Origin of the sequence: Caballeronia fortuita, assembly GCF_001544835.2 — a bacterium.
GTDB lineage: Bacteria > Pseudomonadota > Gammaproteobacteria > Burkholderiales > Burkholderiaceae > Caballeronia > Caballeronia fortuita.
In genome coordinates this window covers 232,305-249,917 of sequence record NZ_FCNX02000011.1, presented here as the reverse complement: position 1 = coordinate 249,917, position 17,613 = coordinate 232,305, and the positions used below count along the sequence as shown (strand labels likewise).

General features: G+C 58.1%; 20 protein-coding genes and 1 pseudogene. 12 read left to right on the top strand and 9 right to left on the bottom strand.

What is annotated here, in order from left to right:
- From AWB77_RS36645 to AWB77_RS22080, 9 genes are all read left to right on the top strand, one after another.
- Positions 1-253, top strand: a 253-nt coding sequence (locus AWB77_RS36645) for a hypothetical protein (protein WP_208601543.1), incomplete at its 5' end; no start/stop codon positions are given.
- The gene (locus AWB77_RS22115) at positions 235-729 is read left to right on the top strand and encodes a YciE/YciF ferroxidase family protein (RefSeq protein WP_061136557.1); all 495 of its coding nucleotides are present in this window, start codon (positions 235-237) and stop codon (positions 727-729) included. The genes AWB77_RS36645 and AWB77_RS22115, both read left to right, overlap by 19 nt.
- Positions 730-794: 65 nt before the next feature.
- Positions 795-1,304, top strand: coding sequence for a ferritin-like domain-containing protein (locus AWB77_RS22110; protein WP_061136556.1), 510 nt, complete (start codon positions 795-797; stop codon positions 1,302-1,304).
- A 424-nt stretch (positions 1,305-1,728) separates the two neighbouring features.
- The gene (locus AWB77_RS22105; protein WP_061136555.1) at positions 1,729-2,016 is read left to right on the top strand and encodes a hypothetical protein; all 288 of its coding nucleotides are present in this window, start codon (positions 1,729-1,731) and stop codon (positions 2,014-2,016) included.
- Positions 2,017-2,028: 12 nt separating this feature from the next.
- Positions 2,029-2,493, top strand: a complete 465-nt coding sequence (locus AWB77_RS22100) for a hypothetical protein (protein ID WP_157694872.1) — start codon at positions 2,029-2,031, stop codon at positions 2,491-2,493.
- An 81-nt stretch (positions 2,494-2,574) separates the two neighbouring features.
- Positions 2,575-3,048: an IS66-like element accessory protein TnpA gene (gene tnpA, locus AWB77_RS22095; RefSeq protein WP_040049295.1), complete on the top strand. Its 474-nt coding sequence runs from the start codon at positions 2,575-2,577 to the stop codon at positions 3,046-3,048.
- Positions 3,029-3,379 (top strand): IS66 family insertion sequence element accessory protein TnpB, encoded by a 351-nt coding sequence (gene tnpB / locus AWB77_RS22090; RefSeq protein ID WP_061136553.1) that lies wholly within the window; start codon positions 3,029-3,031, stop codon positions 3,377-3,379. Before tnpA ends, tnpB begins: the two co-directional genes overlap by 20 nt.
- Before the next feature lie 33 nt (positions 3,380-3,412).
- Positions 3,413-4,969, top strand: a complete 1,557-nt coding sequence (tnpC, locus tag AWB77_RS22085; protein ID WP_061136552.1) for an IS66 family transposase — start codon at positions 3,413-3,415, stop codon at positions 4,967-4,969.
- Positions 4,970-5,066: 97 nt separating this feature from the next.
- Entirely contained in the window at positions 5,067-6,092 is a 1,026-nt protein-coding gene (locus AWB77_RS22080) for a chemotaxis protein CheB (protein WP_061136551.1), read from the top strand.
- A gap of 76 nt (positions 6,093-6,168) precedes the next feature.
- On the opposite strand, the gene AWB77_RS22075 is transcribed toward AWB77_RS22080, so the two are convergent.
- The 4 genes from AWB77_RS22075 to AWB77_RS34620 form a co-directional block, all read right to left on the bottom strand.
- Positions 6,169-6,702, bottom strand: a complete 534-nt coding sequence (locus AWB77_RS22075) for a low affinity iron permease family protein (protein WP_061136596.1) — start codon at positions 6,700-6,702, stop codon at positions 6,169-6,171.
- Positions 6,703-7,006: 304 nt separating this feature from the next.
- Positions 7,007-9,397 (bottom strand): hybrid sensor histidine kinase/response regulator, encoded by a 2,391-nt coding sequence (locus AWB77_RS22070; protein WP_061136550.1) that lies wholly within the window; start codon positions 9,395-9,397, stop codon positions 7,007-7,009.
- Positions 9,398-9,424: 27 nt separating this feature from the next.
- Entirely contained in the window at positions 9,425-9,790 is a 366-nt protein-coding gene (locus AWB77_RS35970; RefSeq protein ID WP_157694871.1) for a hypothetical protein, read from the bottom strand.
- A 41-nt stretch (positions 9,791-9,831) separates the two neighbouring features.
- Positions 9,832-10,245: an NUDIX hydrolase gene (locus AWB77_RS34620; RefSeq protein ID WP_074168931.1), complete on the bottom strand. Its 414-nt coding sequence runs from the start codon at positions 10,243-10,245 to the stop codon at positions 9,832-9,834.
- Positions 10,246-10,940: 695 nt separating this feature from the next.
- Between AWB77_RS34620 and AWB77_RS22060 the strand changes: the two are divergent.
- Positions 10,941-11,447: pseudogene (locus AWB77_RS22060) on the top strand (YciE/YciF ferroxidase family protein).
- A 209-nt stretch (positions 11,448-11,656) separates the two neighbouring features.
- Here AWB77_RS22060 and AWB77_RS22055 read toward each other — a convergent pair.
- From AWB77_RS22055 to AWB77_RS22030, 5 genes are all read right to left on the bottom strand, one after another.
- The gene (locus AWB77_RS22055; RefSeq protein ID WP_244158605.1) at positions 11,657-12,121 is read right to left on the bottom strand and encodes a CsbD family protein; all 465 of its coding nucleotides are present in this window, start codon (positions 12,119-12,121) and stop codon (positions 11,657-11,659) included.
- Between the two features lie 422 nt (positions 12,122-12,543).
- Positions 12,544-12,846, bottom strand: coding sequence for a hypothetical protein (locus AWB77_RS22045; protein WP_061136546.1), 303 nt, complete (start codon positions 12,844-12,846; stop codon positions 12,544-12,546).
- Positions 12,843-13,217 (bottom strand): phage holin family protein, encoded by a 375-nt coding sequence (locus AWB77_RS22040; RefSeq protein ID WP_061136545.1) that lies wholly within the window; start codon positions 13,215-13,217, stop codon positions 12,843-12,845. The genes AWB77_RS22045 and AWB77_RS22040 overlap by 4 nt, the downstream gene beginning before the upstream one ends.
- Before the next feature lie 315 nt (positions 13,218-13,532).
- Complete coding sequence (locus tag AWB77_RS22035) at positions 13,533-14,117, bottom strand: recombinase family protein (protein WP_061136544.1); 585 nt, start codon at positions 14,115-14,117, stop codon at positions 13,533-13,535.
- 296 nt (positions 14,118-14,413) lie between these two features.
- A complete protein-coding gene (locus AWB77_RS22030; protein WP_167354166.1) occupies positions 14,414-14,995 on the bottom strand; it encodes a response regulator in 582 nt (193 codons plus the stop codon).
- Between the two features lie 631 nt (positions 14,996-15,626).
- Between AWB77_RS22030 and AWB77_RS22025 the strand changes: the two genes are divergently transcribed.
- Entirely contained in the window at positions 15,627-16,070 is a 444-nt protein-coding gene (locus AWB77_RS22025; protein WP_061136542.1) for a low affinity iron permease family protein, read from the top strand.
- 258 nt (positions 16,071-16,328) lie between these two features.
- On the top strand, positions 16,329-17,543 hold the full coding sequence (gene hmpA / locus AWB77_RS22020) for an NO-inducible flavohemoprotein (protein ID WP_061136541.1): 1,215 nt from the start codon (positions 16,329-16,331) through the stop codon (positions 17,541-17,543).
- The last annotated feature ends 70 nt before the right edge of the window (positions 17,544-17,613 follow it).

Sequence of the window (17,613 nt, the reverse complement as noted above, 5' to 3'; positions counted from 1 at the left end):
CGCAGTCCGACGGCATTTAGAGTTCGCCTTAGCGGCGCGTCTTTTTCAGGATGCGAAAGTAGGGAGCGGAACAGCGGGCCCTGCGCCCAACGTACATGGCGGCAAGATTTATGGCGGAAGGGCGCTCATGATGACCGTCACGCTGCCAGTGAAAGGCGATGCCAGTGATAACGCGGCACGCTCGTTGCGCGTTGATATCTGGCGCGGTCTGCGCCAAATGACTGCGGAGAAGCCATGCCAACGAAGACATTGAATGACCTTTTTATCCACGCGCTTTCAGACGTATATAGCGCGGAAATACAACTGACCAAGGCTTTGCCGAAACTGGCGAAAGCTGCCACTAATCCGGAGCTAGCTGCGGCTTTTACTACCCATTTGGAGGAAACCCAAGGACAGATTCAACGGATTGACCAAGTTGTCGAAATCTCTGAGATCAGGTTGAAGCGAGTTAAGTGTGTGGCGATGGAAGGACTCGTCGAAGAAGGCCAAGAGCAAATCGACGAAATTGAAAAAGGTCCGATCTTGGACGCCGCCATCATTGCCGCTGCCCAGAAGGTCGAGCACTATGAGATCGCGACCTACGGAACGTTGGCCACGCTCGCCAAGAAGCTTGGACATACGGAAGGCATGAATCTGCTGCTGGAGACCCTGCAAGAAGAAAAGGCGACCGACGAAAAGCTCACGATGCTTGCTAAGCAAGAGCTTTCCAAGGAACAGGTCGGAAAGTAAGCTCCACTATGTGAGTGTTGGGCGACGCAAGACGCCGGCATTTAACGACTTGAGGGGATAGGAACATGACTGACCCGAAAGAGCATCTTCTGGACTGGCTACGGGATGCGCATGCCATGGAGCAACAAGCTGAGCAAATGTTGCGCGCGCAATCCGGACGGCTCGAGCACTATCCGGAACTCGAGGCGAGAATTGACCAACACCTGGAAGAGACGCTCGGACAGCAGAAACTGGTGGCCAGGTGTATCGAGCGGTTGGGCGGGAGCACGTCGACGATCAAAGACATTGCTGCCAAAGTCATGGCTTTTGGCCAGGCCGCCGGTGGTATGGCCATGTCCGATGAGGTCGTTAAGGGAGCGATCTCAAGTTATGTGTTTGAAAATCTGGAAATCGCATCGTACACGTCGCTGATTGCGGCGGCCAAGGCGGTTGGGGACAGGGAAACGAAGGCCGCCTGCGAGCAAATCCTGCCACAGGAAGTTGCGATGGCGCAGTGGTTGTTAGAGCATGTTCCGGCCGTCACGCAAAAGTACCTCATGCGCGCCGCGACGCCCGGAGCAGAAGCAAAGAAATAGCAGCGCCTCGTTACCAATGTGTCTGTCAGGTGAAGCGGTGAAGGGTCGATCGATGAATGAAAAACCGCCCTCTAATTGAGCGTTACAGGGTCGACCCTGACCGACAGCACGCCTCTGACGGTAAGGAGCTGTTCAGCAAATATGCGTACCGCTCGGGGTTCGGCACTTCCGGCGAATCTTATATTGGAAGAGGTTGCCACGAGAGTTGTCAAAACGCACAAGCCACATTGCGTCGCGATCTGTTCGACCGCGTCCTTGGGTAGCGCTTCCGACGGGCGACACGCGATCGTGAAATCAAAGGTCAACATCACGGCTCCGCTGGAATTGGCGCGACTAGGCAAGAGTTCTGACTTCATCGCAATCGGCGGACCGCGTTCGCAGTTTTGGTTAACCTGAATCAGTTGCAGCACCAAAGGGAGGCCAGATGTTCGATCAATACCATCCGGAGTTCGGCTTCGACCTGAGCTGGGACTTCGCCCGCTACGGACGGTTCCTGGACCCTGGAAGCGCTAACGCCGATGTGCTGGCCGGATACAGCGCGGGAAAAGCGCACTTTCGGGTGGCGCAGCACAAGCCAACCCGCTATCAGGCGAAGTGGGTTCGGTTGAGGCTTAGCGACATGCGGCGGCGTCGGATCGTGCATACTGATGTCACACCGGAATACCCTAAGCGGATCGACTGCGACAGATGTGTTGTGACCCTCGAGCCGTGAGCCATTCGGGTCGTGCTGGATTGGTCTATCGATCGTATCAACAACAACGGCGCCTGCGCGGCCGGTAATTTGATGGTGATCAGCACGCGTGCGAATCGCGCGACGGGCGCAAAGAGCTATGCCGAGGTGGCAGAATCAGCGCAGGCCACTTCGACGCCGACCGAGAAAGGCCTGAATTATGCCCAGTGGGCGCGCCTCGCCTGCGTGATGGTTGGTTCCGAAGAAACAGTCGGCCCTCGTGCGACTCTCGCGCCACTTCTAACGCGCATCACGGAGGATAGCAGGGGCCGCTTTATTTTTCTGTTCCAGCAGTTCCTGCTGTTTGCGCGCGTCGAGCGGCGAACAGAAACCATTCCTCAAGGCCCTAAATGGCTTCATCCGGACCGTTCTGAGCAAGAGCGGCTTAGGATTGAAGCTGAGCGGCTGGCGCTATTGCAGACCGTTGCATACCCGGATGGACGCGCTGAACGACAGTAAGCGCGCAGAAATGGACGTCTGGAACTGTTTGATCTGAGCGCGCAGGCTATGTCCACTGTTTCGAATCAGTGGACACCTTTCATGACAGAAGAGCACTCAGAAACGACCGGGTTGAAGGTCGTCAACGTTGGTCGGGACGGCAAGCGCAGATATGATCGGCAAACCAAACAGAAGTTGGTGGAAGCGTGTCTTGAGCCGGGCGCTTCGGTCGCCGGACTCGCACTCAAGCATGGAGTCAACGCCAACTTGCTACGCAAGTGGATCAAGCTGCATCAGCAGCGACTGGCTGGCACGTCCCTAAAGCCGGCGCCGACTGGCACCGCTTTCGTTCCGGTAGTCGAAGTCGATAGTCACGAAGCGGTGGTTGCGCCCGCATCCACGAAGGCACACCGCCACACCCCCGCAGCAAGGACGTCATCGCCCACTTCGGCGCGGTTGATGGTGCAGATGCCCAACGGCGTCACACTCCGGTTTGAATGCACCGACAATGACGCGCCGTTGCTATCGGCCATGATCGAGACGCTTGGACGGTGCGATGTTCCGCCTGGACGATGAACTGAAAGTCTATGTGCATCGTGACGCCGTTGACTTCCGCAAGAGCATCAACGGTCTCGCAGCCATCGTCGAGCAGTCAATGAAGCTCGATCCATTCGCGCGTGCGGTTTATGTGTTCAGCAATCAGCGGCGCGACCGCATCAAGATGCTGCTGTGGGACCGTAACGGCTTCTGGCTTCTCATGAAACGCCTCGAGCAGGACCGCTTCGTATGGCCGCGCAAGGAAGCGGTGCTCATGCTGCGAACAGAGGAACTTCACTGGCTACTGGACGGCATCGACATCGAAGCGATGCGCGCGCATCCGAGGCGTTATTATCAGCGCGTGACCTGAAACGAGAACCGGCATCGCTGGTCTAATTCAGCGATGCCGCCATCATCCTCTTCTTCTACCGACGAACTGCAGGCGCTGCGCGCAGAACTCGCTGCCATGAAGGGCGAGTTGCGTGTGGTGACAGTCGAACGCGATTTGTTGCGCGAGAGACTTAAGGCCTATCAGCGGCAGTTGTTTGCTTCCAGGAGCGAAGTGCGCGGTGCTGAGCAACGCGACCTCTTCCTGAACGAAGCAGAAGCGCTCGCAACGGGATGCGAGCCGGCGCAACAGGCCGAAACTGAACAGAGCGTCGAAGTCGGCGCGCATGAACGCAGGAAGCGTGGGCGCAAACCGTTAGACCCGATGCTGCCTCGCGAGGTCGTGCGCCATGAGTTGCCCGAATCAGAACGCGTCTGCGCACACGATGGCCACGCACTGGTCGAGATCGGCGCCGAGATCAGCGAGCAACTCGATATCGTGCCGCAGCAGGTTCGCGTCATTCAGCACCAGCGAATCAAATACGCATGCCCTTGCTGCGACCTTAGCATCAAGGTGACGCCGGCACCTTCGCGCATCATCCCGAAGGGCTTACTCACTGAATCAGCGCTTGCATGGGTGGTTGTGAGTAAGTTTGCTGACGCGCTGCCGTTGTACCGGATCGCCGCGTTGCTGCACCGTTTCGGTGGCGATCTCTCACGCGGCACGCTGGCAGCAAGCGTAGTGCGCGTCGGCATGGCAGTGCAGCCGCTGATTAACCTGATGCGCGACCACCTGCTCGAGGCCGACATCGTCTACGGCGATGAAACGACGGTTCAGGTACTAAAAGAGCCGGGCCGTGCTGCACAACGCAAGAGCTACATGTGGGCGCAGATGAACGGTACCGGACCACCAGTGCGAATGTTCAGCTACAGTCCCACGCGCAGCGCGGCGCAGGCCGCCGTGCTCTATGCAGGCATCAAACCCGGAGCGGTATTGATGAGCGACGGCTACGAGCCGTACAACGAAATCGCCCGAACAAACCAGCTAGTGCACCTCCGATGTTGGGCGCACGCGCGACGTTACCTGATTGAGGCCGAAGAGGACCTCCCAAAGGTACAGCGCGGCGGCAATCATCCGGTGAGCGAATTCATTCGCCTGATCGGCCAGCTGTTTGCCGTTGAGGCACGATCCGAACACATGACGCCGGAGCAGCGCCAGCAACTCAGACAGGCCAGAAGTCAGCCAGTTCTTGATCAGATCGAGGCGCTGCTATCGCGTCATCTGAACACGGTGTTGCCGCAAAGCGGGTTCGGCAAAGCGCTTCAATATCTGCGAGGCCAATGGCCCAAGCTGGTTCGCTACGTCGGCAACGGAGCGTGGCCCATCTCGAACAACCCGTGTGAGAACGCGATCAGACCGTTTACGGTCGGACGCCGGAACTGGCTCTTTAGTGACAGCGTCGCCGGCGCAAACGCCGCCGCCAACCTGTATTCGCTCGTGCAAACCTGCAAAGCCAACAGCATTGAGCCGTACCAATACCTCATCGCGTTGTTCAAAGGTCTGCCGCACGCGCACACCGCCGACGACTACGAGGCTTTGCTGCCCTGGCGACTGAATCCAACCATAGCCTGACGTATGTCGCATGGCAGTGCGCAAGGGACGCCGTCTAATGCGCGCTTACGAACGACAAGCAGATTCAAGGCGCCCGTCGTCATACAACGAGGAATTCATGGAAAGACGAGATATTGTCGTAGTCGCAGCCTCTACCGGCGGCCTGGAAGCGCTCAAGCAGTTGTTTGGTGCGTTACCAAGGGATATGCCGGCTACTGTGTTTGCGGTGATGCATATCGGTGCGCACCCCAGTATTCTGCCGGCTATCTTGCAGAGCACGTGCGATTTACCCGTGAGACACGCCTGCGACGGCGAGGTGTTTGCACAGTCGACGATCTACATAGCGCCTCCCGACCGCCACCTTTTGCTGTTCGACGGAAAGACGCTACTCTCGAACGGACCGAAAGAGAACTTTACCCGTCCTGCGGCGGACCCGCTTTTTCGTTCGGCCGCCGTTTTGCATGGGCGACGCGTCATCGGTGTTGTGTTGACAGGTGACCTCGACGACGGCGCCGCAGGACTCAAGGCAGTGCGGGCCTGTGGCGGATACGCGATCGTCCAGGATCCGACTGATTGTCGCTCGCCCAGTATGCCCATCAATGCGCTGCGGGCTACGACCGCAGACGTCGTCGCCCCAATCGCGGAGCTAGGGGCCGCCATCGTTAATGCGCTGGAGCCGACCATGAACAGTCCACAGCCGCGAAATCAAACGGACGCGTTAGTAGCGGAGACCGAAGACAGGATGATTCGCACGGGGAACATCGAGCTTGCTGAACTCGAGGCCATTGGCGCGCGAAGCGCGCTTACCTGTCCGGACTGCGGCGGCGTCATATGGCGAATCGGCAGCGGCTTTCCGCTGCGCTACCGCTGTCATACAGGTCACGCTTTTTCTGCTGTTTCGCTCGAAGATGAGCAACGCAGGCAGTCGGAGAACGCAATATGGCAGGCCATCCGGGGAAAAGAGGAACGCATATTCCTTGCGAATGAGTTGCTCGAGCAAGGAAAACAGGTCCGCAACGACGTCTCTGACCTCGTTGCGCGAATCGCTACTCTGGAGGATGCAAAAGCATCGGTCATGCGCATCTTGCAAGACTGCTTGGCCGACAACGCTACCTGTGGGACGGGCGAGGCGGAGCGACGTTGAAGAGCTTATTTATCCTCGCCCATCCTGCACTGCTCGCATTCCGGTGTCGGCTTCATCCGAGTGTCGGGCGAAAAGATCAAGAGCCTGTGTGGGTTTGTGCTTTTGCGAGTCGACGCGCGATGTCTGAGGCGGCGCCAAAGTCCGTGTCGTGAGAAGCAGACTGTTGCGTGTTTTCCGAAGCGAGTTTCAGGTAAGCCGCCGCGAGCTTGCGAAGCTCCTGTTCTGACGCATCTTCGATGCCGATGAGCTGATTGTTTGCAGAGCGATGTGACGCGAGCAATTCATTGAGCTTGAGATGGACAGCAACACTATCCTTGTTGGCGCTTTGCTGAATAAGAAAGACCATCAGAAACGTAACGATCGTTGTTCCCGTGTTGATGACCAGCTGCCAGTTCTCGGAGTAGTGGAAGAACGGTCCCGAGACGAGCCAAACGACGACTGAGACGACTGCCGATCCAAAAGCGAGGGGCGAACCTGCCCATCGGGTTACAGCGCTGGCGAACGCATCAAAAGCCTTTGTAACGGGATGCGGATTCGCGTAGGCGGGCGTCGATGTCGCGGGTACGGTATCAATCGCGTCGGTTTCTGGGAAACGACTCTCTTCACTCATCTTTTTCTCCAACAACGGAACCTTCACTTTAACCCGGCGAACTTTCGACCAACCTACAGCTGTAGCGTAATCGAGGGCGCGCGCCGCTCTCCGTTGGCCGGTGGCGCTTTATGCAAAAGGCGCGGAGCCATGGTGAGAGGGTGTGCCGTTCGTCACCGAGGAGCGAGATGCCGCCAGCAGGCTTGGCGCAACGCTGAGTCGAGCAATGGGGCGAGAAGTCCGAGACGAGCCTTCGTCCCTTTGCCTGCGCAAGACTATAAGGACCCTTAGATCGAGAACGAATGCTCTTCGTCGTTGTGACCGTTCAGATGGATGATGGCCGACGGTCCACCACGTTAGTCACATCGCAAAGGACAGCCTGCAGCTGATCGAGGGAGTAAGGTTTGGCGAGTTGAAACCATGCAAAATTTCGCGAATTGTCGTTGTCGATCGGCGCGCCTGAGGCGAAAATCACACTCAAGCCTGGGCAAAAAGCGCTCGCCTGCGCGGCAAGCTCAAGGCCAGACATGTCGGGCAGATGAACGTCAGTAAATAGCACGTCAAATGGATGCCGAGCGATTTCGCCAAAAGCCTCAGTCGCGGTTCCTACCGCCAGCGGGTGATGACCCAGCGCCGACAGAAGCTCTGTGACCGCTTCGCGCGCCAGATCGTTATCTTCGACGACCAGGATGTTGAGCTCGACAATCTTGCCCGGGTGCCGTAGCGGATGTTCGTTGTTGGATGGCGATAGCGTACGACCGGGCGTCCCAAGGACTTGCCGAACCTTGTGTGACAAATCAGCGCGGCTATAGGGTTTGCTGAGAAGTTCGACACCCTCGTCTAGCCGCCCGGCGTGCACGATGGCGTTTTGGGTGTAACCGGAGGTGAAAAGCACTTTCAAGTGCGGCTGAAGCTTCACGGCCTGTCGCGCCATCTCAGGGCTTTTGAGTGAGCCTGGCATGACGACGTCAGTGAAGAGAAGATCGATATGCACGCCGCTGCTGAGAACGGCTAACGCTAGCTCCGCGTTGTCTGCCTTCAGCACGCCATACCCGAAGCCGGCTAGCATCTCGATTACGGTTGCCTGGACGTTAAGGTCGTCCTCGACTACCAAGACGGTCTCGCTACCACCCATGAGATCAGCGCTTGCCCGAGTTACAGGCGTGGAGGCTTCCGTAGACGATTTCGGTAAGTAGATACGCACCGAAGTCCCGTGCCCGACTTCGCTGTAGATCCGGATATGACCGCCGCTTTGCTTAACGAAACCGTAGGCCATGCTCAGACCCAAGCCACTGCCTGCACCCTCCGGCTTCGTGGTGAAAAACGGATCGAATGCGCGCTCGATGACGTCCTGCGACATTCCGCTCCCGGTGTCGGTGACGCCTAACATCACGTACTGACCGGCGGGCACATCGGACAGAGCGCGAACGTAGCGGTCGTCGAGCATCGAATTGGAGAGCTCAAGCGTCAGTTTCCCACCATCGGGCATCGCATCGCGCGCGTTGATGGCCAAGTTCAACAAGACGTTTTCGAGTTGATGCGTGTCCACCATGGCGGTCCATAAACCACCTGATATCACGGTCTCAACAAGGATGGTCTCGCCGAGCGCACGGCGAAGGAGATCGTCCATCCCGCGAATCATGGCCGCGAGGTTAACCGATACCGGGCGCAGCGCCTGCCGGCGACCAAACGCGAGCAGCTGCGAGGCGAGCTTGGCGCCTCGGTCAACCGCTGCGAGGGCGCTGAGAAGTCGGTTCATGAGCCACTCCTCGCGCGAGTAGCGGCTGGTCACGAGTTCAAGATTGCCGCGCAGGATCTGCAAGACGTTGTTGAAGTCGTGCGCGACACCGCCGGTAAGCTTGCCGATAGCCTCCATTTTCTGCGACTGCAAGAGGGCCGCCCGAATTTGATCGAGCGTTTCGGCCGCTTCGTGCTTTTCGGTTACATCGCGCGTGATCTTGGCGAAGCCTATTAGCGGGCCGGCTTCATCATGGATCGCATCGATGATCACATGCGCCCGAAAACGTGAGCCGTCGCGACGCAGGCGCCAGCCTTCCGCTTCAAAGCGTCCTTCGCTGGCGGCAGTGCTCAACGCCCGCACTGGCACGCCGGCCGATATGTCCTCCGGCGCATAAAATCGAGAAAAGTGGGAGCCGAGAATCTCCTCAGCGGCATAGCCCTTAATGCGTTGAGCACCCAAATTCCAGCTGGTCACGCGTCCTTCGGGTGACAGCATGAAGATCGCATAGTCGGTTACGCCTTGCACAAGCAATCTGAAGTTGCGCTCGCTTTCGATAACGGCGTCGTGCGCTCGACGCTTTTCCGTCTCATCGCGCACAATCTTCACGAATCCGCCCGGTTCACCGTTCTCCTCTAAAAGCACAGATGTGACGACACTTGCCCAAAAAACCGATCCGTCTTTGCGCTTGCGCCACCCTTCAATCGCACAACTGCCGCGCTCGCGAGCGCGGTCAAGCTCAGCGTCGACCACCGGCATGCCGTCGCCCACTGCTCCATCGAGAAAGAGAACCGAGTAGTGTTGGCCGACGATTTCTTCCGCTTTGTAGCCATACATTAAGGCGCCGCCGGAATTCCAGGAAGCAATCGTTCCGTCTGGCGTCAGGGAAAGCACCGCAAGGTCGAGCGTGTTTTGAGCCCAATCTGTGGGCGACCTTGCGCGTGTTTTTCGGGTTTTTTTACTTATGCTGCTGTCCATGAGAATGTATCCGTCGTTTTTTCTCTTCTAGAGCTTGTGCCGTATTGTTCGCCGCGATTTTAGCGGCTTGCTGGTGTTTTGATTTGAGGCATTATGCTTGCGCAGCAGAGGTTGAAAACGCTGCTGATGGTAAGGCAGTGTTTGAGAGAGCGGCGAACGGGCGCCCGGACGGGATGTAAGAACTTCTGGCGCGCCTACATGCGCTGGCTCACATTCCGCTGATTGCAATGAGCGCTTTGAAGCGCGATCATCTCGCGCTTCGGGCGTTTTTTTGCGGAAGCCGTTTCCAGTTCTCGCCATGCCTGCCTTCATACGACAGGCTATCTGCAAAACGAGCGAGACATGCTCCGCAACTGTGGGAATCGCCATCAGCGGCATGTTGAGATCGGACACAATGACGTGGTCCAAATGTGATGCATGGCATAGTCGTTGGCCTATGCGGTCCCCGTATCGATGTCCTCGGCGACCTCGTGCCGCTGACCGCTGCGCGTCTGTCTAAGAAGGATCGCGGCAATCCCTTTGGTTGGAATACTCGCTGCGGCACGCAATAAATCGGTGGGCAGCATCCAGCAACAACGCACGATCTCGTTTGACGGTATCGCTTCGTCTAACCTTCCGACGAGCGCAAGAAAGACATAGTGCCGCGTTCGTAATCCGCGGAATTGAAAGGCATAGCAAATACCTTTCGGGTCGAGGCCGGTTTCCTCTCGAAGTTCACGCCGTGCAGTTTCGCCAATGTCTTCTCCGCGCTTCTGCCGTCCGCCAGGGAATGCCCAACGTCCTTGCTCCCGCGCGACCAGCAGAACTTTGCCGTCGCGTTCACAAATGACTGTGGCTCTGCGCTTCATCGATGACGCTCCTGTCAGTGCCCGGGCGTGCCTTGCATGTAGCCGACCTTGCGCCATGGTCGGCCGCTCACATCGGCGCGCAGTCAATTGCATAACGCTTACTATCAACCTTATCACCAACCTTACTATCGACTTCGCGAGAATGGTGATGCGCCGCCGGTGATGTTGGAGTCGCAAGAGCCGTGTGGGTGATGACTTGTCCGCTGGCGCGCACGCATGCTACACCGTACCGGTAGCTCGTCTTCCGCTGGAGGTCACGATGCGAGCACGTTCCGCCGTGAAGGTTTTTTCCCTCACGCTTCTTTCGCTGGCAGCGCTGGTTGCCACATGGTCCACGCGCGTCGTTGCCGCAATCTGGCTAACGGCTGGGGTAATTGTCATTGGCCATCGATCGCTTGACAGGTTTCCGTCACTGGGACTTGGTCCGGTCTGGCGGGAGGGTCCACGGTCTGTATTTGTTTTGATATCCGCGACTGTGGGTGTATCGAAGGAGGAAGTGGAGGTGCTGCAAGCAATGAGAGCGCGCACCGCTTCAGATCCGACATCAGACCCGACGACCGGCGCGGACCTCGGCGCAGGTCAGGCCCCCCGATAGAGGCCCATCCATGGCCCGTCGGATTGATGCAGACGCAGCGCGAACTTGACGGGTCGTTTTGATTACGGCCGTCTACGGCGATCAACCCAGGAGAAATCCCATGGCTGTAAAGACCTTAAACGACTTGTTTATCCACGCCTTGTCGGACGTGTATAGCGCAGAGAAGCAATTGACCAAGGCGCTTCCGAAGCTGGCTTGAGCGGCAACCAATCCGGATCTTGCTGCCGCCTTCACGACCCACCTAGAGGAAACGCAGGGACAGATTGAACGGATCGATCATGCGGTCGAAAGCACCAACGTGAAACTCAAGGGCATTAAATGCGTTGCAATGGAAGGGCTTGTTGAGGAAGGGCAGGAACAGATCGAAGAGATTGAAAAGGGCCCTATTCTCGATGCTGCGCTGATCGCAGCGGCCCAGAAAGTCGAGCATTATGAGATTGCCACGTATGGAACACTGGCGGCGCTCGCCAAAAAGCTTGGCTACACCGCCGCGATGCAGTTGCTTCTTGAGACCCTGAAGGAAGAGAAGGCAACAGACGAAAAGTTGACGTTGTTAGCTGAACAAGAAGTTTCCAAAGAGCAAGCCGGGAAGAAGGTAACTAGCTAGCAGAAGAGCGCGCCGCTAACCTCTGTGGGACGCGGCGCGGTTTGATCTTCTGTAGCCTCGCCAGAACTACGCCGCCGCAATGGTCGGTTGGTAGTTCACTATCTTCACGCAATGTGCGACCGATCCGTCAGCTGGCTGAAGGCAGCGTGAACATGACGAGAGCTTCGACGGTATTCGCCGCCGGTGAAACGGAGCGACGTATGATTCGGTTAATACTGATCGTCGCCTCGATACCGTCTTGGGTAAGAACGCCGTGGCGTCGAATTTGCCGTAGCCCATACCGCACCCAACAAGAATCCCAATCCCGCGGCTACAGCAAGTGCGCTGAACGGACTCTCAACCGTCTTGCCTCGGACAATTTCCGTCGTGTCCGCGCAGAGTTGTTGTGCCTTGCCGCCAAGTTCGCGCGCCTTGCCAGCCGCCTGCGTGCCCGTTGCCCCCAGTAATTCACCGGCGGCGTCCTGCATCTTTCCCGCCATTTCTTTGATGTTTCCCTCTGCTGCATTCGAGTCCATTTCGTCCCCCTGATCAGGTTTGAGAGATGCAGGATGTTCGGTTGCGCGTTGAGTTGCGGGCTGCAATCCCGTCGTTTCTAGTGCAAATTGTATTCCTGTAGGGAAGCCGGCGGAGCGGCGCAGACCGGCAGACTTGTCGAGCAACTGCCACGAGCCCAACGCTTATCCTCAGATCGTTCGAGAACTCTTATGACGCACACGTTTTGCAATAGACGCTCGCTTGCACGCGTTAGCTTTGTGTCGTCGTTCCTGGCCTAGAGGGCGGGAGGCCGGCTGCACGGCGTTTTACACGGGCACAATGGTCTTATGGCTTGCCTCGGCCCTTCGGTGTTGGACTTGTTTCTGGTGTTCACGTCGAAGTGGCACTTGATAAACGCCGGTGAGGTGCGAACGACTGGGGCAAACGACGCTGCACTGATGCTGACTGGGGCCGAACGATCGAGACTCGGGGAAGAGGCGCCCGGGCTGGAAAAATGGCTGCTGCGCACGAGCGCGATCATCGGGGAGGACTGAAGGCGGCGCTACCGCGTGGCGAATTGGCAAGCGTCGAGCCGCTGGCGCTTATCGCACCTCAACACAAGTCAGTTGCGCAGCGCATCAAGTACGTTTCCGACCACCCGATGGGTCGATGCGCCCAGTCCTGCCCCGACTGCCGTCTGCACCGTGCGACGGAGCCCGAGAATGCAGATGCCGACGAGCGCAAGCGCAATCAATTCGGCGTTGGGTGTGCGCAGGAACCACGGTGCGGCACGGGTGCTGCCCGGCAATGTGGGCGCCGCGCGAGTGACCCTTGCGGGTTCGCTTGCGATTCGCGCGGCCACCAGTTCGGCGCGTGATTCCGCCATGCGCGCGAGAAGCGCTCCCTGAGCTTCTGCGTGCTTCATTGCGCCGCCTCTCTGATGGCATCGGCGTCGTGACGCAACTCGTCGCGCAGTAGGCGAAAGGGCTCAGCGGGCTTGCGCGTCAACATGACGATTAAAGCAATCACTGCCACAGCCAGCCAAACACCTGCCACGCACCACGCCGTCAGCACGAGATACGGCGTGCCGGCTGCTGTTACGATCACCGCGATCGAGACGAATGACAGCGTGAACAGCAGACCAATCGTCAGCGCGATGAGCGCGACAACTTCGTGCAGCATGCGCTTCTTCGTCTCAACCAGTTCGATAGGAATCAGCTCGCCGTAATCGATGAGCCGTCCCGCGCAGAAATGGCTGATCTTGCGCCAAGTGGCGATTCTTCCCTGGATTGTCATCCTTCCTCCAGCGCGTCTCAGTCGAGAGGTGGTGCTACGCGATGACTCTTAGGAGCAGCGTGCGTGCCAGCGCCTGACTGCGCCGCAGTCTTTGATAAACCGACCATCCTCCGTATCTATCTACCAAACGCCGGAAGGCTCATGGGCAGGCGGCTGTTGATCGGCAGCGAAGATCTTGGGTGGATTGCTGGACGCGTCTCTCGTTCGGAGGAGCACCGAGTCGCCGCGCTCGCCGTCGCCCAAGGCGACGCCGCGCCCCATCGACCGACGAGCTGTCTCACAACCCGCATGCGTCAGATATGCCATCTCTCCGCTTCAATCTTCGAGCTTGAGCGACCACTTTCTGCGCACACGAATGATGGTCTGTCGTGAGACGCCATACTGTCGCGCGAGCTCAGTGACAGTGCGGCCGCTCGAGAGTGCGAGGACGACCGCCTCTTGTTGAGCAAAACTCAAGCTACAGGCGCGTCCGATGCGCAGGCCTTGTCGCACAGCCGCGTCCGACGCCTCCTTGGCTCGCTTTTGACGCACAACATGATCGAGTTCGGCGACCAGTTCAAGACTTTTCATCAGAAGCTCGTCATCTAGAGGCGCGGCGTCTTTGCGCTCGTAGACCAGGCAGACGACGGTCGCGCCGGCTTTCTTCACTGAGCGAAGCGTAGTAAGAGCGTCGAGAGCGCTGTTACCGAGCGAGGACACTGAATTGATGACCAACAGGTCTCCCGACCGCAGCCCGCGGAGCGTCCGCTGCAGTATTGGGCGCTCCGGCGCAGGTAGCGTGCACTTTTCTTCGTCTATGCACACATTGTTTTCTTCACAAGGGATACCGTTCGCGCTCAGCGCTTCCCAGGTTTCCTTTTTGCTCGCCGTCGCGACTTCGACTATGACGTAAACAGACATCGATATCGCTTTCCGAATGCCAACACAACGGCACACTCGTCCTCGACAGGAAGGCCAGCCCAGCGGGTCCGTAGTGTTGAGACAAGCCCAGTCGTTTCGCTCAGCCTTCGCGACTCGTAACCAAGCCATGACGATGTTGGGCGGCGGCGCACTCGCATAGACGCGTCGTTGCGCAATCTCAACCGATACGCCGCGTACAGCTACGTTAATGAAGCAGCCAACGAAAAGTTTTAAGCTTTGCAACAGAGCCAACGCCCCATTCGTGTCGTTTATACTGATTCATGCGGAAGGATAGCTCAACGCCCGTCCGCCTCTTCAACGACTTTCCGAATGACGGCCTGAAGCTCTTCAAACGTGTAGGGCTTCTGCAGCTCGAACCATGCGAAGCTGCGTATTTCGTCCCTCTCAACGGGCTCAGCGGAGGCAAAAATCACACTCAGTCCGGGGCAAAATGAGCTGGCCTGCGCGGCAAGCTCAATCCCTGACAGGTCGGGCAGATTGATGTCAGTGAGCAGCACATCGAAAGGGTGGCGCGCGACGTCCGCGAGCGCCTGAGTAGCTGTCCCTGCCGCCACGGGACAATGACCGAGCATCAGCAGCAGTTCACACACCGCTTCGCGCGCGAGTTCGTTGTCTTCGACTACCAGGATATTCAGTTCGGCCGCCTTGCCTTGGTGTTCTGCCGGGCGCGCACTGTTGAAAGATGATAGCGCTCGACCGGGTGTACCCAAGACGTGTCGAACTTTGGCGGCCAGATCAGCGCGGCTATATGGTTTGCTAAGAAGCTCGACACCATCATCCAGCTTACCCGCGTGAACGATCGCATTCTGTGTGTAGCCCGAGGTAAAAAGGACTTTCAAGTCAGGTTGAAGCAACATGGCTCGGCGGACCATCTCCGGGCACTTGAGTGAACCCGGCATCACGACATCGGTGAAGAGGAGATCGATGTGCGCGCCGCTGCGTGCCTTCTGGCGTCAAAGCGATTACCGCAAGGTCAACGGTGGCTTGTGCCCAGAGGGCAGTCCACCTGGTCGAGGCCAAGTCTTTTCTAAGTCCACCACCATCCATGAGTGTCGACCCTCGCGGTTTTGCTGCCCGCCAAGATGGGCGAACATCGTTGCTCGTCGCAGAATTTTAGCGGCTCGGCGCGACGCGGAGATTTTGCACTCGGTACACTCAGTTGGCAGCGTGCTCGAGGCGGTTGCGGCTTGCTCTTAGCGCCACCGGTCGCCGTCCCCGCCGTCCCTTGTGTGATTAGCACCCTCGAAGCACCTCACCCGGCCGGGAATGCCAGACAACGAAGTTGTCCCGCGCGACAATGAGCATGAAGGCTAGGCACTTGCGCCGCGACGTTGCTCAATGCCGCCTTCTTAGAGCTGAGACGGGCAACGCGCTGTACACGTCTCGGCGTTCGATTGACAAAACGCCCGCACGGCTTCGGTCTTCGCGGTCGTCAGCGTGTCGTGACTGTCGCCAAAAATCTCAATCATAATCACGTGGAGACGCCGAATGAAAAGTTCCTGGTTCCTCAAGTTCTCGAATACGCTCGCGAAGCTGGCTGGCCGGGCTTCGACCTTCGTCATCGCGGTGGTCTTGGTGATCGTCTGGGGCCTGTCCGGGCCATTGTTTCACTTCAGCGATACATGGCAGTTGGTTGTCAACACGTCGACGACCATCGTCACATTCCTCATGGTCTTTCTAATCCAGAACACGAAGAACCGCGATACGGCCGCAATGCAGATCAAGCTGGACGAGATCATCCGGGCGATCGACACTGCGCATAACGCGCTGCTCGATCTGGAGGAGCTCGATCAAAAGGAACTTGGCAATTTCCGCAAGCGTTACGAGAAGCTTGCGCAAGAGGCGCGTGACAACCTGCGTTCGGAAGATCGGGACATTGACGTGTCCCCATTGCGCGATGATCGCGCCGGAGGCGGCGAGCGCAGACGCTAGTTTGAAGAAGGGAAGCGAAGACGTCCCGCGGCGCTTCCTTCACCGCAGGCACTGCAGCGATTTGTGAGCACCGGCTCCGCACAGAGTCGGTCCTGGTCCTGTGGTTCGTCCTCCGGGCCTTCGCGCGGCGCCTCTGCAATAGTAGTGGAGTTAGTTTGCGAGCTCTCCATGACGGAACCCGCGTCGAGAAGGTGGTTGCCTCGATCGGTATGGTGATTGCTGCATCTGCTTACCCCTTACGTTTCAGGGAAGAAAACTATGCTTACGCAAAAGACGAAGGACATTGTCAAGGCGACGGCACCCGTGCTAGCCGAGCACGGATACCCGATCATCAAACGGTTCTATACCAGACTCTTCGAGGCTCATCCGGAGCTCAGGAACGTCTTCAACATGACGCATCAGGAGCGAGGTGAGCAGCAGCAAGCGCTCGCGCGCGCGGTTTACGCCTACGCCGAAAACATCGAAAATCCGGAGAGCCTGGCGGCGGTATTGAAGAACATCGCCAACAAGCACGCCAGCCTCGATGTGCGGCCGGAGCATTACCCCATTGTGGGTGAGCACCTCCTGGGCGCTATCAAGGACGTGCTGGGCGACGCTGCAACGGAGGAGATCATCTCGGCGTGGGCACAAGCCTACGGAAATCTCGCTGACCTCCTGATGGGTATGGAGAGTGAACTCCGCGAGCGCTCTGCAGGTTTACTGGGCGGCTGGAATGGATGGCGAGCGTTCGTCGTCAAGGAAAAACGCCCCGAAAGCAGCGTCATTACCTCCTTCATTCTGGAGCCTGTCGACGCGCAGCCCGTGCCCAACTTCGAGCCGGGGCAGTACATCAGTATCGCCGTGAATGTGCCCGCACTTGGCCTGCAACAGATCCGTCAATACAGCCTCTCCGATATGCCCAATGGGCGTAGCTACCGGATCTCGGTTAAACGGGAAGAGGGCGATGCAACGCGCCCGCCCGGTCAGGTCTCCTCCCTGCTGCACGAGCACGTCAACGTAGGCGATGAAGTCAAACTGGCCGCGCCCTATGGGACCTTCTACATCGACGTGAATGCGACAACCCCGCTGGTGTTGATCAGCGGCGGCGTCGGTCTGACGCCGATGGTCAGCATGCTCAAGCGCGCCATCCAGAACCCGCAACGACAGGTCGTTTTCATTCATGGCGCCCGCAACAGTCACGTTCATGCAATGCGCGACCGACTCAAACAGACCGTCGCAACCTATCCCAACTTTAAGGCTGTTGTGTACTACGATGATCCGCTGGCGGGTGATGTACAAGGCGTTGATTTCGATCGCAAGGGTTTTATCAACCTCGGCGATATCAAAAACATCATACTGCTACCGGATGCCGACTACTATGTCTGCGGTCCGATTCCCTTCATGCGCTTGCAGCATGACGCCTTGAGGCAGCTAGACGTTCCGGAATCGAGAATCCATTATGAGGTTTTCGGTCCGGATCTTTTCGCTGAATAGACAGCGCCATCTCTGCATCGAGCGGTCACGGTGCCGGCACGGGCCGTGACGCACGGCGGGCGCTTTGAGC